This window comes from Plantactinospora alkalitolerans (assembly GCF_015690345.1).
Lineage (GTDB): Bacteria > Actinomycetota > Actinomycetes > Mycobacteriales > Micromonosporaceae > Plantactinospora > Plantactinospora alkalitolerans.
This window is the reverse complement of the sequence record NZ_JADPUN010000289.1, coordinates 1-12,859: the sequence shown is the minus strand read 5'-3', so window position 1 is coordinate 12,859 and position 12,859 is coordinate 1. Positions and strand designations below refer to the sequence as shown.

At 71.8% G+C, this 12,859-nt stretch carries 12 protein-coding genes, 1 tRNA gene and 1 pseudogene; 12 read left to right on the top strand and 2 right to left on the bottom strand.

Going from position 1 to position 12,859, the window contains the following annotated elements; all coding sequences use genetic code 11:
• The 8 genes and pseudogenes from I0C86_RS33190 to I0C86_RS33155 form a co-directional block, all read left to right on the top strand.
• A pseudogene (locus I0C86_RS33190) lies at positions 1-154 on the top strand (uracil-DNA glycosylase); the annotation flags it as partial.
• A gap of 22 nt (positions 155-176) precedes the next feature.
• Positions 177-989 carry a DUF4129 domain-containing protein gene (locus I0C86_RS33185; RefSeq protein WP_196205252.1) on the top strand — a complete coding sequence of 271 codons (813 nt, stop codon included), beginning with the start codon at positions 177-179 and terminating at the stop codon, positions 987-989.
• A complete protein-coding gene (locus I0C86_RS33180) occupies positions 986-1,582 on the top strand; it encodes a hypothetical protein (protein WP_230395194.1) in 597 nt (198 codons plus the stop codon). Before I0C86_RS33185 ends, I0C86_RS33180 begins: the two co-directional genes overlap by 4 nt.
• On the top strand, positions 1,579-2,592 hold the full coding sequence (locus tag I0C86_RS33175; RefSeq protein ID WP_196205251.1) for an AAA family ATPase: 1,014 nt from the start codon (positions 1,579-1,581) through the stop codon (positions 2,590-2,592). Before I0C86_RS33180 ends, I0C86_RS33175 begins: the two co-directional genes overlap by 4 nt.
• Positions 2,589-4,079, top strand: a complete 1,491-nt coding sequence (locus I0C86_RS33170) for a DUF58 domain-containing protein (protein WP_196205250.1) — start codon at positions 2,589-2,591, stop codon at positions 4,077-4,079. The genes I0C86_RS33175 and I0C86_RS33170 overlap by 4 nt, the downstream gene beginning before the upstream one ends.
• A gap of 133 nt (positions 4,080-4,212) precedes the next feature.
• Positions 4,213-4,761, top strand: coding sequence for a hypothetical protein (locus I0C86_RS33165; protein ID WP_407676379.1), 549 nt, complete (start codon positions 4,213-4,215; stop codon positions 4,759-4,761).
• A 138-nt stretch (positions 4,762-4,899) separates the two neighbouring features.
• Entirely contained in the window at positions 4,900-6,270 is a 1,371-nt protein-coding gene (locus I0C86_RS33160; protein ID WP_196205249.1) for an NAD(P)/FAD-dependent oxidoreductase, read from the top strand.
• A gap of 205 nt (positions 6,271-6,475) precedes the next feature.
• Positions 6,476-7,216, top strand: a complete 741-nt coding sequence (locus I0C86_RS33155; protein ID WP_323373989.1) for a class I SAM-dependent methyltransferase — start codon at positions 6,476-6,478, stop codon at positions 7,214-7,216.
• 59 nt (positions 7,217-7,275) lie between these two features.
• Here I0C86_RS33155 and I0C86_RS33150 read toward each other — a convergent pair whose 3' ends face one another.
• On the bottom strand, positions 7,276-9,114 hold the full coding sequence (locus I0C86_RS33150) for a hypothetical protein (protein WP_323373988.1): 1,839 nt from the start codon (positions 9,112-9,114) through the stop codon (positions 7,276-7,278).
• 100 nt (positions 9,115-9,214) lie between these two features.
• Here I0C86_RS33150 and I0C86_RS33145 point away from each other — a divergent pair.
• The 4 genes from I0C86_RS33145 (at position 9,215) to I0C86_RS33130 (ending at position 11,503) form a co-directional block, all read left to right on the top strand.
• Positions 9,215-9,295: transfer RNA gene (locus tag I0C86_RS33145), tRNA-Leu, on the top strand.
• A gap of 111 nt (positions 9,296-9,406) precedes the next feature.
• Positions 9,407-10,231 (top strand): Bax inhibitor-1/YccA family protein, encoded by an 825-nt coding sequence (locus tag I0C86_RS33140; protein ID WP_196205248.1) that lies wholly within the window; start codon positions 9,407-9,409, stop codon positions 10,229-10,231.
• 140 nt (positions 10,232-10,371) lie between these two features.
• On the top strand, positions 10,372-11,127 hold the full coding sequence (locus I0C86_RS33135) for a Bax inhibitor-1/YccA family protein (RefSeq protein WP_196205247.1): 756 nt from the start codon (positions 10,372-10,374) through the stop codon (positions 11,125-11,127).
• A gap of 34 nt (positions 11,128-11,161) precedes the next feature.
• The gene (locus I0C86_RS33130) at positions 11,162-11,503 is read left to right on the top strand and encodes a hypothetical protein (protein ID WP_196205246.1); all 342 of its coding nucleotides are present in this window, start codon (positions 11,162-11,164) and stop codon (positions 11,501-11,503) included.
• A 22-nt stretch (positions 11,504-11,525) separates the two neighbouring features.
• Here the strand turns inward: I0C86_RS33130 and I0C86_RS33125 are convergent, their stop codons facing one another.
• Complete coding sequence (locus tag I0C86_RS33125; protein WP_196205245.1) at positions 11,526-12,788, bottom strand: acetyl-CoA C-acetyltransferase; 1,263 nt, start codon at positions 12,786-12,788, stop codon at positions 11,526-11,528.
• Positions 12,789-12,859: the final 71 nt, after the last annotated feature.

Genomic DNA, 12,859 nt, shown 5'->3' with positions numbered 1-12,859 from the left:
TGGGGCACACTGGTCCGGAGAGGCCGTACCGCAGGTTCTCGGCTGTTACCACGTCAGCCAGCAGAACACCTTTACCGGACGGCTCACACCGGCAATGCTGGACGAGGTCTTCACCCGGGCGAGGCGCCTGGCCGGGCTGGACGACTTCCGCTAGACGGCTCGAAGGGGCGGTGGCGATGACCGACGGGCACTCCGGTCGTGCCCGTCCGGGGGAGGAGCCGGCCCGATCCACACTGACCTCCGCCCTGCTGCGGACGCTGTGGCCGCTGGCCGCCGTCACCGGACTACTGGGCCTGGCCGCCCTCGCGGCGGCCCACTCGTCGATCGGGTTCGAGCGGATCGAACCGCCGAGCGACATCGTGCCGACCCTGCCCGAGCAGCAGCCGGCGGAGCCGCCCCCGGGCCAGTCGGCCGCCTCCGAGGCCGGGGCGAGCCTGCCCGACTGGATCCCGATGGTCGGCGCGCTGCTCTGCGGCGCGGTGGTGCTGGTCGTGCTCGGGGTGGTGCTCTGGGCCCTGGCCCGCGACCTGCTGCGGCGCCGGAAGGCACTCGCCAGGAGCACCGGCCGCAGGTCGGTCCGGTCCGCGACGGAGACCGCCGAGGAGGTGGTCGCCGCGCTCGACGCCGGCCTGGTCGACCTCTCCGACGGTGACGCCGATCCGCGCAAGGCGGTGATCGCCTGCTGGGTCCGGCTGGAACAGGCCGCGGCGGCGGCCGGCGTCGAACGTCGACCCGGCGACACCCCGGCCGAACTGGTCACCCGGCTGCTCGGCGCCGGCCGGCCGGTCAGTGCCGACGTGCTCGCGGCGTTCGCCGAGGTCTACCGGGAGGCGCGGTACGCCACCCACACCGTGGACGAGCGGATGCGCGCCCAGGCCCGCTCCGCGCTGCAACGGCTGAGGACCGAACTCACCACCGCCGCGGGGACCGCCGTGGCCGCCGGCAGCGAGCGTTCCACCCGGTCCGGAGCCGAGGGCAGGCTCGGATGAGCGAGTCCAGCGCGAGCATCTACGACCTGCTCGAAGACGACGACGAACAGCAGCAGCCCCGGGCCGCCCGCCGCAGCGGTGGCGTACGGGCCTGGCTGCGGAGCGCGCTCGCCGCCGGGGCGCTCGCCGCCGCCGTCGTACTCGGGCTGCGGATGGTCGGGGTCGAGGTGTCGCCCGCCGCGATCTTCGCCGGCTTCCTGGCCCTGCTGCTGATCCGCCGGGTCGCCCAGGCGCTCATCCCACCGCCGCCGCCCCGGATCCGGCTCGTCCGGGACCCCGAGCGGGGCGAGGAGGATGGCAGCTACAACTGGGCCGTCCGGGACGCCCTGGGCAGTTCGGTCCACCGGTGGGAGGCCAAACTGGCCTGGGCGCAGGGGGAGCCGGAGCGGTTCAACCGGGCGGTGCTGCCGGTGCTCGCCGAACTCGCCGACGAACTGCTCCGGCAGCGGCACGGGATCACCCGGGCCGGCGATCCGGTCCGGGCCCGTGCGCTGCTCGGCGAGCCCCTGTGGCAATTTCTCGGTACGCCTGCCAAGCGCACTCCGCCGCCGCGCGACCTCGCGGCGTACGTCGCCCAATTGGAGAAGCTATGAAAGACGCGGACCAGGTCAGCACCTTCGACGTGGGGCGGCTCGCGCACGCGGTGCTGGACCAGGTCGGCACGGTGGTGGTGGGCAAGCGCGACGCCCTGGAACTGGTGCTGGCCGGGATCCTGGCCGGCGGGCACGTGCTGCTGGAGGACCTGCCGGGGCTCGGCAAGACGCTGACCGCCCGCTCGTTCGCCCAGGCGCTCGGGCTCGACTTCCGCCGGTTGCAGTTCACCCCGGACCTGCTGCCCGCCGACGTCACCGGGTCGTTCCTGTACGACCAGCGCACCGCCGACTTCACCTTCCGGGCCGGTCCGGTCTTCACGAACCTGCTGCTCGCCGACGAGATCAACCGTACGCCGCCGAAGACCCAGGCGGCGCTGCTGGAGGCGATGCAGGAGAAGCAGGTCTCGGTGGAGGGTGTCACCTACCGGCTGGACCCCCCGTTCCACGTGATCGCCACCGCCAACCCGATCGAGTACGAGGGCACGTACCCGTTGCCGGAGGCGCAGCTCGACCGATTCCTGCTCCGGGTCTCGTTCGGCTATCCCACCGCCGACGAGGAGTGGGACGTGCTGCGCCGGCGGATGAACCGCCGCCAGGAGGAGGCGGAGCTGAAGCCAGTGGTCGACGCCAACCTGCTCCGGGCCATGCAGGCGGCCCTGGAGAACGTGGTGGTGGAGGACTCGATCGGCCGCTACATCGTCGCGCTGACGGCGGCCACCCGGGAGCACGCCTCGGTGCTGGTCGGTGCCTCGCCCCGGGGCTCGCTCGGCCTGCTGCTGCTGGCCCGCGCGAAGGCCGCGTTCGCCAACCGTGACTACGTGATCCCCGAGGACGTCAAGGCGGTGGCGGTGCCGGTGCTGGCGCACCGGATCACGCTGCGGCCCGAGATGTGGCTGCGCCGGGTCGACCCGTCGTTCGTGGTGAACGAGGTACTGGACTCCACACCCGCGCCGGCCAGCGGCGCGCTGCCCAGTTACGCCGCCCGGCCCGCGGGGGCGCTATCGCCATGACGACGACCGAACCGTACGTGCGACCCGCGGTACCCGGGCAGCGCAGGGCCGGGTCGACCGACGTGCCCGAGGAGCCGGCGCCGACCTGGACCCCGACTCCGGCACTGCGCCGGGCGGTGCTGCTGACCGGGCTGTTCCTGGTGGCCGGAGCGCTGCTCGGGCGGGTCGATCTCGTCGTCCTGGCCACGCCGTTCGCGCTCGGTACCGCGTACGCGCTCCGGCGCCGTCCCACGCTCGCTCCGGAGTTGGCGATCGGGGTCGACGACACCAACCTGGTGGAGGGGAGCCCGCTGGTCGGCGCGATAAGTGTGGGCAACCGGGACGAGGTCGGCTACGACCTGGTCATGATGCGCACCGTGGTGTCGAAGTGGCTCCGGATCGACCGGGTGACCTTCACCGCCGAGGACGTCGAACCGGACACCGCCGCGGCGGACGCACCGGCCAGGAGCGGGAGCGGCAGCGGCCAAGAGCCGGAGCAACCGGCGCGGCGGAGCGCCACGGACCGCCCGTACGGCTTCACCGTGCCGGCCGGCACCGTCTCCGACCTCGAACTGCGCGGCGAGACGCTGCGCTGGGGACGGCACCGGGTCGGTCCGGCCGCCGTCCGGGCCGCCGCCTGCGACGGGCTGCTGGTGAGCCAGACGATGCTCAGCGACGCGCGCGCGGTGCCCGTCTATCCGGTCACCGAACCGTTCGACGCCGACCAGGCGATGCCCCGGGCCGCCGGACTGGTCGGCGGGCACCGGTCCCGTCGCCCCGGCGAGGGCGGCGAGCTGGCCGGGGTCCGGATCTTCGGGCCCGGCGACCGGCTGCGCCGTATCGACTGGCGCGTCTCGCTGCGGGCCCGGCAGCTACACGTCGCCGCGATGCTCTCCGACCGGGACGCGGAGGTGGTGCTGCTGCTCGACGTACTGGCCGAGGCCGGTCGCTCGGGTGGCATCCGGGGCAGCGCGTCGGTGCTGGACACCTGTGTCCGGGCCGCCGCCGCGATCGCCGAGCACTACCTGCACCGGGGCGACCGGGTGTCGTTGCTCGAATACGGTCCGTCCGCCCGTCGGCTGCGTCCCGCCACCGGCCGCCGGCAGTACCTGACCCTGCTCGAGTGGCTGCTCGACGTCCAGGTGGAGCAGTCGCCGCACGAGCCGTACGACCAGGTCTTCGGCCCGCAACTGCTCTCCTCCAACGCCCTGGTGGTGGTGTTCACCCCGCTGGTGGACGGCCGGTCGGCGAAGATGCTGGCCCGGCTGGCCCGGTCCGGCCGGTTCGTGGTGGCGGTGGACACGCTGCCGCCGGCGGCCACCCCGCCGGCCCGGGGCCAGTGGACCGACGCGGCGCACCGGCTCTGGCGACTGGACCGGGACAACACCATCGGCCAGCTCCGCGAGCACGGCGTGCCGGTGGTCACCTGGGCCGGCGCCGGAAGTCTCGACCTGGTACTCCGGGACGTGGCCCGGCTCGCCTCCGCGCCCCGGCCCGCGCTCCGGTGAGCCCGGTGGTGGCGAACGGTCCGGTGACGGCGAACGGTCCACTGGTGGCGAACGGTCCGGTGACGGCGAACGGTCGTCCCCTGGTGGCGAACGGTCCGGTGGCGGGCCCGGTGGCGGACGGAGGAGCCCGGTGGTGACCCGGATCATGCAGCTCTACGCGGCGATCGGCCGGATCACCCTGGCGCCCCTGCTGGTGCGGGTCGGGGTCTTCCTCTGCGCGTTCGTCTCCCTCCTGCTGGCGTACCCCGCGATGCCGTCGGACGTCCGGCTGCTCGGCCTGCTGATGGTCGCGGCGCTGCTGCCGGCGGCCGTCCCGCGTCGGGCCTGGACCACCGTGGTCCTGCTGGCCGCCGCCGGCGCCTGGGTGGTGGCCACCGGCTGGTACGACGAGCCGGTGGAGCTGTGGCGGCTGCTCGGGCTGGCCACCTTCCTCTATCTGACGCACAGCCTCGCCGCGCTGGCCGCCCTGCTGTCGTACGACGCGGTGGTGGCCCCCGAGGTCCTCGCCCGGTGGGTGTCCCGGGCGCTCGGGGTCGCGCTCGCCTCGGCGGTGCTGGCGGTGCCGCTGCTCGCGGTGGAAGGGCAGTGGGGCGACCGGAGTTTCGTCGTCGCGCTGCTCGGCGGTCTCGCCCTGGCCGTGGTCGCCGCCGCGCTGCTCGGCTGGATGTTCCGGCGCAGGTAGCGGGTCGTTTCGTGGCGGTCGGCAGCGGTGGGCCGAGCGGATCACCGCAAACTGGGTAACGCGGGTCACTTGGCGTCGTCAATCACAGAAGGGGGCATCTGGCCAGCATTCGGGGCCGGGTGGGGGAAAGATGGAGGCGTGAATCCGCAGCGGATCCTTGTGGTAGGTGCCGGTCACGTCGGCTTGTACGCGGCCCTGCGCCTGTCGAAGAAGCTCCGGTCGCGGGAGGCCGAGGTCATCGTGGTCGACCCGCAGCCGCACATGACGTACCAGCCGTTCCTGCCCGAGGCGGCGGCCGGCAACATCTCGCCCCGGCACTCCGTGGTGCCGCTCCGGCGCGAGCTGCGCCGCTGCACGATCGTCTCCGGTACGGTCACCCGGGTCGAGCACGCCCGGAAGACCGCGACGGTGCAGCCGATCATCGGACCGGCCCGGGAGATCCAGTACGACCACATCGTGGTGGCGCCCGGCTCGGTGTCCCGCACCCTGCCGATTCCCGGACTGGCGGAGCAGGGCATCGGGTTCAAGACCATCGGCGAGGCGATCTTCCTGCGCAACCACGTGCTGGACCGGCTCGACGTGGCGGCCGCCACCACCGACCCGGAGACCCGGCGCTGCGCGCTGACCTTCGTCTTCGTCGGCGGCGGGTACGCCGGCATCGAGGCGCTGGCCGAGATGGAGGACATGGCCCGGGACGCGCTGAAGTACTACCCGGAGCTGAAGGCCGACGACATGCGCTGGGTGCTGGTCGAGGCGACCCTGCGGGTGCTGCCCGAGGTGGACCGGGACATGGGCGCGTACACGGTGGCCCAGCTCCTGAAGCGCAAGATGGATATCCGGCTGGAGACCCGGCTGGAGTCCTGCGTGGACGGACTGGTCCGGCTCTCCGACGGCGACAGCTTCCGGGCCGACACGATCGTCTGGACGGCCGGGGTGAAGCCCTCGCCGATGCTCGCCCAGACGGATCTGCCCCGGGACGAGCGGGGGCGGGTGACCTGCGTTCCGACGCTCCAGGTGGTCGACGGTGACCGGATCGTCGAGGGGGCCTGGAGCGCCGGTGACTGCGCGGCGGTGCCCGACCTCACGGGTCCGCCGGGGACGTACTGCTCGCCGAGCGCCCAGCACGCGGTGCGGCAGGCGGTGAGGATGGCCGACAACATCCGGGCGGTGGTCCGGGGCCGGACTCCGGTGGAGTACAAGCACAAGCACGCGGGTAGCGTCGCCAGCCTCGGGCTGCACAAGGGGGTCGCCCAGGTCTACGGGATCAAGCTCAAGGGGCTGCCGGCCTGGTTCATGCACCGGACGTACCACATGAGCCGGATCCCGTCGTTCAACCGTAAGGTGCGGGTGGTGGTGGACTGGAGCCTCGCCTTCTTCCTCCGTCGCGAGGTCGTCGCGCTGGGGCAGTTGCACGACCCCCGGGAGGAGTTCGTCGAGGCGAGCACTCCGGTCGCCCGCGACATCGCGTCGAGGCGTGACAGTTCGACCAGGGTCGATCCCCGGGTCTGAATCCCCGCACCTCCCGCCTGCTGGGACGGTCGCCAAACGGCGGCCGCCCTCGGCTGGTCGGTTGTGAGGCGGCGTGGATATTCTGTCTCTCCTTGGTACGTGATGACGAGGAGTCGAAAATGCCCCCCAATCGATTCGTCCGCGCCCAGGAAAGGACAGTTTTCCCGGTGGTTGTCGTGACCGGGCCGGCTGCTGGTCCGGCGAGGTGAGCGCGCCAGGGGACCTGCAGGCACCCGCGACGCTCGCCGAGTCGACAGTCCTGCAGTCGGCGGTACTGGAGGGCCTCCGGTCGGCGGTCAACCACAACCGGTGGATCCTCGACCTGTCGGATCCGTGGCTCGGCGACGATCCCCTCGAGATCGGTTCCGGCCTCGGCGAGGCCGCCGCGCTCTGGGCGGCCAACGGCCGTACGGTGACCGCCTCCGAGGCGGACCCGGGGCGGCTGGCACAGTTGCGGGAGCGGTTCGACGGCCATCCCAGGGTGCGGGTCCGGGAACTCGCCGTACCGATCCGGGACAGCGCGGACCACTCCGCCGTGGTCGCCCTCAACGTGCTGGAGCACATCGAGGACGACGTGGCGGCCCTGCGTGACTTCGCTCGGCTGGTCCGGCCGGGCGGACGCATCGTCCTGATCGTGCCGGCCTTCGAACAGGCGATGAGCAACTTCGACCGGAAGATCGGCCATTTCCGGCGGTACCGCGTTTCCACGATGACGGCGGCGCTGCGTCGGGCCGGGCTGCGACCGGTCAAGGTGCACTACGTCAACTCGATCGGGCTGCTCGGCTGGATGCTGCTGGTCAAGGCGCTGGACGGCGCGCCCCGGGAGGGCATGCCGCTGAAGATCTACGACCGGTTCTGCGTGCCGGTGCTACGCCGGGTGGAGGGGCGGGTCCGGATGCCGTTCGGCCAGTCCGTCTTCGCCGTCGCCGAGATTCCGGAGGACTGACCGACAACTCAATGGTCGTCGCCCGGGTCGCCGCCGTCCGGCCCGGCCGGCGGGCCGGGTCAGAACCGCCAGGTCCAGACGTCGGCGCTCGTGGTGGCGGGGCCGTACAGCGCCTCCAGGGTCTGGCGCAGCGCCGCCGCGTTCGGTTCCGACTGGGCCAGCACCAGGCAGGACGCGTCCCAGAACGCCACGTCCCGGGTGGCCTGCTGCCGGTTGGCGTCGGTGATCCCGGGTACCGCACCAGACTCGGCGACCTCACTGAGCAGTGCCGAGGTGGGCTGCTTGTACGTGCCCATCGACGCCTTCCCGCCGGCCGCGTACGGCGCGATGAAGAATCCCTCCGGCAGCCGGAACTCCGCGTTGGCGGCGGCGGCCCAGCGCATCTTCTCCGGTTTCTGCGGTGTGGGCAGCGGCACCGGCACCAGCACGCCGTCGGCCGGTGCACAGTCGCGCCAGTGTCCGGCGGTGATGAAGGTCGGCACCGGCGCACGGTCGGCGGTGGGCAGTTGGGCGGGCGCGATCGGAATCAGCGCGGCGGCGACCGCCACCGGTACGGCGATCCGGGTCGCACCGAGCGTCGAGGTGCGGGCCCGGTCCAGTGCCAGCACCAGCAGGGTGGCGATCACCGGTATCAGCACCAGGGCGAACCGCATCGGCAGCGCGCCCTCGATGATCGGCTTGTCCCGCAGCAGCGAGTACGGCGCCCAGGTCTCCGTACGGGTGCCGTCCAGCACCACCCGGGGGCCGAGGGAGAGCCAGGCGCAGATCAGGCCGGTGACCACGAGCGGGATGACCAGTGGACGCCGGCGTAGCCACCAGGCGAGCGCCACGGCGACCACCAGCAGGGGCAGGCCGAGGAAGCTGTTGTACTCGGCCGCCCCGGTGCTCAACCGGGCCGCCTCGGCGGAGCCGAACAGGGAGAGCGGCGAGATCGCCGGGTAGCTGGCCAGGTCGGCCGAGAAGTAGTCGGGGCTGAAGATCCCGTTCGGGATGCTCTGCCGGCCGTAGAACTGCACCCAGAGCGGGTAGGCCAGCACGACGGCAGCCAGGGCCGCGCTGACCAGCAGGGCTGCGGAGAACCGGGGCAGCACCCGCCGAACGTGGCGCGGTGCGGCGACGGCGTATCCGACCGTCATCAGCGCGAGTGCCCCGGCGGTCAGGAACAGCACCTCTTCGCCGACGAAGACCTGGGTGCAGACCAGCGCGGCGAGCAGTGCCGCCAGGCCGAGCAGCCGGCGGTTGGCGGGCGGTCCACCCTCCGGTCGGGCCGGATCGGCCAGTTGGGCCATCCGCACCACGCACCAGACCAGCGCCGGTACGAGCCACTGCGCCGTCATGTGCGGATGACTGTTGGACTGGGAGATCATTCCCGGGGCGAATCCGCAGAAGGCGGCGCCGACGACCGCCGAGACGCGGTGGGCCCGGAGCGTCCGGGTGTAGAGGAAGTACCAGCCGATCGAGGTGGCCGCCAGGTTGCCGGCGATGAGTACGGCGAACGTGGTGGCGGCACCGAACAGCAGGGTGACCGGCGTCAGCAGCAGTCCGGGCACGATCATCGTGGCGTTGGTCATCATGTTGAAGCCGTCCGGCGCGTTGAGCCGGTCGCTGACCAGGGTGAAATCGCCCAGCAGGATGCGGGTGTCGTTCGCCATGAACCACTCGATGAGGATCTGGTCCTGGGGATTGAGCGCGAGGGTCCGGGTGGTCGGGTCCAGCCAGAGCCCGTAGGTGAGCCAGCCCGCCGCGAGCAGGAAGAACAGGCAGACCGCGAGGTCCGGGCGGCGGCGACGGAGGCCTTCGGGCAACCGGGCGGTCCGGGTCGGCGGCCGGTCGGACTCGTTCGCGGGGGTGGCCTGGCCGGAGTCGGCGTCCTGCGCCGCGCGGGCTGTGCTGGTCACGACAACGACCCTAGTGCCGATCCGGGAACGGGGTGCGCCCGGTGGGGGTTCAACCGCTACCGTGGCAGGCACCGGGGCCGATCGCGTCCGGTGCCGCCCTGCCCGGGTGGTGGAATGGCAGACACGGCCGCCTTAAAAGCGGCTGCCGCAAGGCGTGCGGGTTCGATCCCCGCCCCGGGCACATCTTCCGGCACGGGCGCCAGGTGACGTGGATCTCCACAACATTGCCGCCGACCATTACCCTGGAAAGGGCACGGTCACCGTGCACCGACCTTCCAGGAGGCTTGACACAGTGAAGACGTCCAACCCGGTGCTGGCCCGACTCGGCCAGGCGGCCGAGCGGGAGCGGGCCGGCGGGTACGCCCCGGCCGGCGCATACGGACAGCCCGGTTACGGGCAGCCGTACCCGACGGCGGACGGCTACCCGGCCGCGCCACCCACCGTAGCGCCAATGTCCATCGACGATGTCGTCGTCAAGACCGTCACCCTGCTCGGCATCACCGGGCTGACCGCTGCGCTGGCCTGGGTGCTCGTGCCGGACGAGCTCGTCGGCGCGGCCTGGATCGGTGCTGCCGTGGTCGGGCTGGTCCTCGGCCTGGTCATCTCGTTCATGCGGATGGCGAACCCGGCTCTCGTGATCACCTATGCGGTCATCGAGGGCGTCTTCGTCGGCATGGTCAGCAAGTTCTTCGAGTCGATCGCCGGGTACGACGGCATCGTCCTGCAGGCGGTGATCGCCACCTTCGGGGTCTTCTTCCTGATGGCTGGGCTCTACAAGGTCAAGGCCATCCGGGCGACGCCGAAGTTCGTCCGGGGCGTCGTCGCGGCGATGGTCGGGGTCTTCGCGGTCATGCTGATCAACTTCGTGATCACGCTGACCACCGACATCGACACCGGCCTGCGCAGTGGTGGTCCGGTGGCCATCGGCTTCAGCCTGATCTGCATCGTGATCGCGTCGCTCAGCTTCATCCTCAGCTTCCACGAGGTGGAGGAGGGCGTGCGGATGGGGCTGCCGCGTCGTTACTCGTGGACCGCCGCGTTCGGCATCCTGGTCAGCCTGGTCTGGCTCTACATCGAGATCCTGCGGTTGCTGAGCTACTTCCAGGGTGACGACTGAGCTGAGCCCGCACCACCACGAGATCCATCCCGACGCCCGTCCCGTTCCCGGGGCGGGCGTCGGCCGTGCGTGCGGTTTCCGGACCGGTCGGGCGAGCACGAGTTCTGTGGATAGAAATGTCCGAGTTGTTAGGGTAGGGCGTGGAAAGTTCGAACCCGGTGCTGAGCCGCCTGGACGACACCGCCCGGGTCGAGCGCCGGGTACTCGGCGCCGGAGCCGTCCGGGCCATGACTGTCGACGACGTGGTGGTCCGCACCGTCGTACTGCTCGTCCTGACCGGCGTGACCGGCGCGATCGCCTGGACCACCCTGACCGACGGCTGGGCCGGCGCGGCGGCGATCGGCTCGGCGCTGGCCGGACTGGTCCTGGCCCTGGTGATCTCGATCCGGCGGGTCACCAACCCGATCGTCATCGGCGCCTACGCGATTCTCCAGGGTGTGCTGCTGGGCGTCGCGAGCCGGGGTTTCGAGGCGGTCTATCCCGGCATCGTGGTGCAGGCCGTGGTCGGCACCTTCGGCGTCTTCGCCGGAATGGCGGTGCTCTACGGGCTCCGGGTACTCCGTGCCACCCCCCGGTTCACCCGGATGGTGATCGGCGCGCTGATCGGGGTGGTGGTGCTGAGCCTGGTCAACTTCGCCGTCTACCTGATCGCCGGCCGGCAGGCGCTGGAGATCTACAGCACCACCAGCAAGGTCGGCTGGCTGCCGTACGTCTTCGCCCTGGTCTGCATCACGGTGGGTGCGTTGACCTTCATCCTCGACTTCGACCTGGTGGAGCGCGGAGCCAGGGACGGCCTGCCGGCCCGGTACGCCTGGTACTGCGCGTTCGGGTTGCTGGTCGGTCTGATCTTCCTCTACTGGCAGATCCTCCGCCTGATCAGCTACGTCAGGCGCTGAGCCCCGGGTCCCGCTGAACGTAGACTCAGCCGCGATGAACGCAGCCGAACCGGGACGCCCGGTGGAGTCGCTGACCCGCCAGGTGGACCTGCTGGTCCGGCAGGTGGGTCACTGGACCGCGCCGCGCTGGGTCGCGCCGGCCACCACCGGCAACTCGGCCCGCGCCGACCTGCTGCACCGGCTCGTCCAACTGCTCGCCAACCTGGCGGCGGACGCGACGGGCGAGCGGCGCCGGACCGTACCCCGGCTGGAGAACGACCTGGCCCTGCCCGACCAGCTCCGGGTGGTGGCGGCGGACCTGATCGCCGCCGCTCCGCCGGCAGTGGTGCTGGCCGAGGCCGAGGCCGAGGTCACCGCGACCCGCCAGGCTCTCTGACCGGCGCCGGCGGGCCGGCGGTTCAGCTCAGCCGCTCCAGCACCATCGCCATGCCCTGGCCGCCGCCGACGCACATGGTCTCCAGCCCGATGCTCCTGTCGTGCCAGTCCAGCGCGTTCAGCAGGGTGCCGGTGATCCGGGCACCGGACATCCCGAACGGATGCCCGACCGCGATCGCGCCGCCCATCACGTTCAGCTTGTCCAGCGGGATGTCCAACTGCCGGTACGACGGGATCACCTGGGCGGCGAACGCCTCGTTGATCTCGACCAGGTCGATGTCGTCGATGGTCATGCCGGCCCGGCGGAGCGCCTGCCGGGACGCCTCGACCGGGCCGAGTCCCATGATCTCGGGGGACAGTCCGGTCACCCCGGTGGAGACGATCCGGGCCAGCGGGGTGATCTCCAGTTCCCGAGCCCGCTCCGCGCTCATCACGATCACGGCGGCGGCGCCGTCGTTGAGCGGGCAGCAGTTGCCGGCGGTGATCCGACCGTCGGGCCGGAACACCGGCTTGAGCCCGGCCACCCCGTCCAGGGTCACGCCCGGCCGAGGGCCGTCGTCGGAGTCGACCCACTCGCCGGACGGCAGGGTGACCGGAGTGATCTCCCGGGCCCAGAAGCCGTCGGCGATGGCCTTCTCGGCGAGGTTCTGGCTGCGTACGCCGAACTCGTCCATGTCGGCGCGGCTGACGTCGTACGCCTCGGCCAGGTTCTCCGCGGTCTGGCCCATCGTCAGGTAGACGTCGGGCAGTCCGCCCTGGAGCCGAGGGTTCTCCCAGACCGGGGCGCCGCCCTTGGCCCGGGTCGCCGACCGGGCCCGCGCCGCGTCGAACCTCGGGTTCTGCCAGCCGCCACCGACGATCTCCTGTGCCTGCGGCGGAAGGTTGTCGGAGGTGCCCCGGACGTACCGGGAGACGCACTCGACCCCCGCCGAGACGAAGACGTCGCCCTCGCCGGCCCGGATCGCGTGGAACGCCATCCGGGTGGTCTGGAGCGACGAGGCGCAGTACCGGGTGAGGGTGGCCCCGGGCACGGTGTCCAGGCCGAGCAGGGTGGTCACCACCCGGGCCATGTTGAAGCCCTGCTCGCCGCCGGGCAGGCCGCAGCCGAGATAGAGGTCGTCGATCTGCGTCGGATCGAGTTGCGGCACCTTGTCCAGCGCCGCCTGGACGATGGTGGCGGCGAGGTCGTCGGCGCGGAGTTCCCGGAGGGAACCCTTGTGCGCTCGGCCGATCGGGGAACGGGCGGTCGCGACGATAACGGCTTCGCGGGGGGACGCGGTCGACATGAACAAACGTTAACCCGATCCGGCACCAGGGTCACCAGGGGGCGGGGTGCGGGTCAGCCGGACCGTTCCTC

Bases quoted from the DNA above. Each gene is read 5' to 3' on its own strand.
- I0C86_RS33185 (WP_196205252.1), top strand. From the start codon at position 177: ATGACCGACGGGCACTCCGGTCGTGCCCGTCCGGGGGAGGAGCCGGCC.
- I0C86_RS33125 (WP_196205245.1), bottom strand. From the start codon at position 12,788: ATGTCGACCGCGTCCCCCCGCGAAGCCGTTATCGTCGCGACCGCCCGT.
- I0C86_RS33180 (WP_230395194.1), top strand. From the start codon at position 986: ATGAGCGAGTCCAGCGCGAGCATCTACGACCTGCTCGAAGACGACGAC.
- I0C86_RS33170 (WP_196205250.1), top strand. From the start codon at position 2,589: ATGACGACGACCGAACCGTACGTGCGACCCGCGGTACCCGGGCAGCGC.
- I0C86_RS33130 (WP_196205246.1), top strand. From the start codon at position 11,162: ATGAACGCAGCCGAACCGGGACGCCCGGTGGAGTCGCTGACCCGCCAG.
- I0C86_RS33175 (WP_196205251.1), top strand. From the start codon at position 1,579: ATGAAAGACGCGGACCAGGTCAGCACCTTCGACGTGGGGCGGCTCGCG.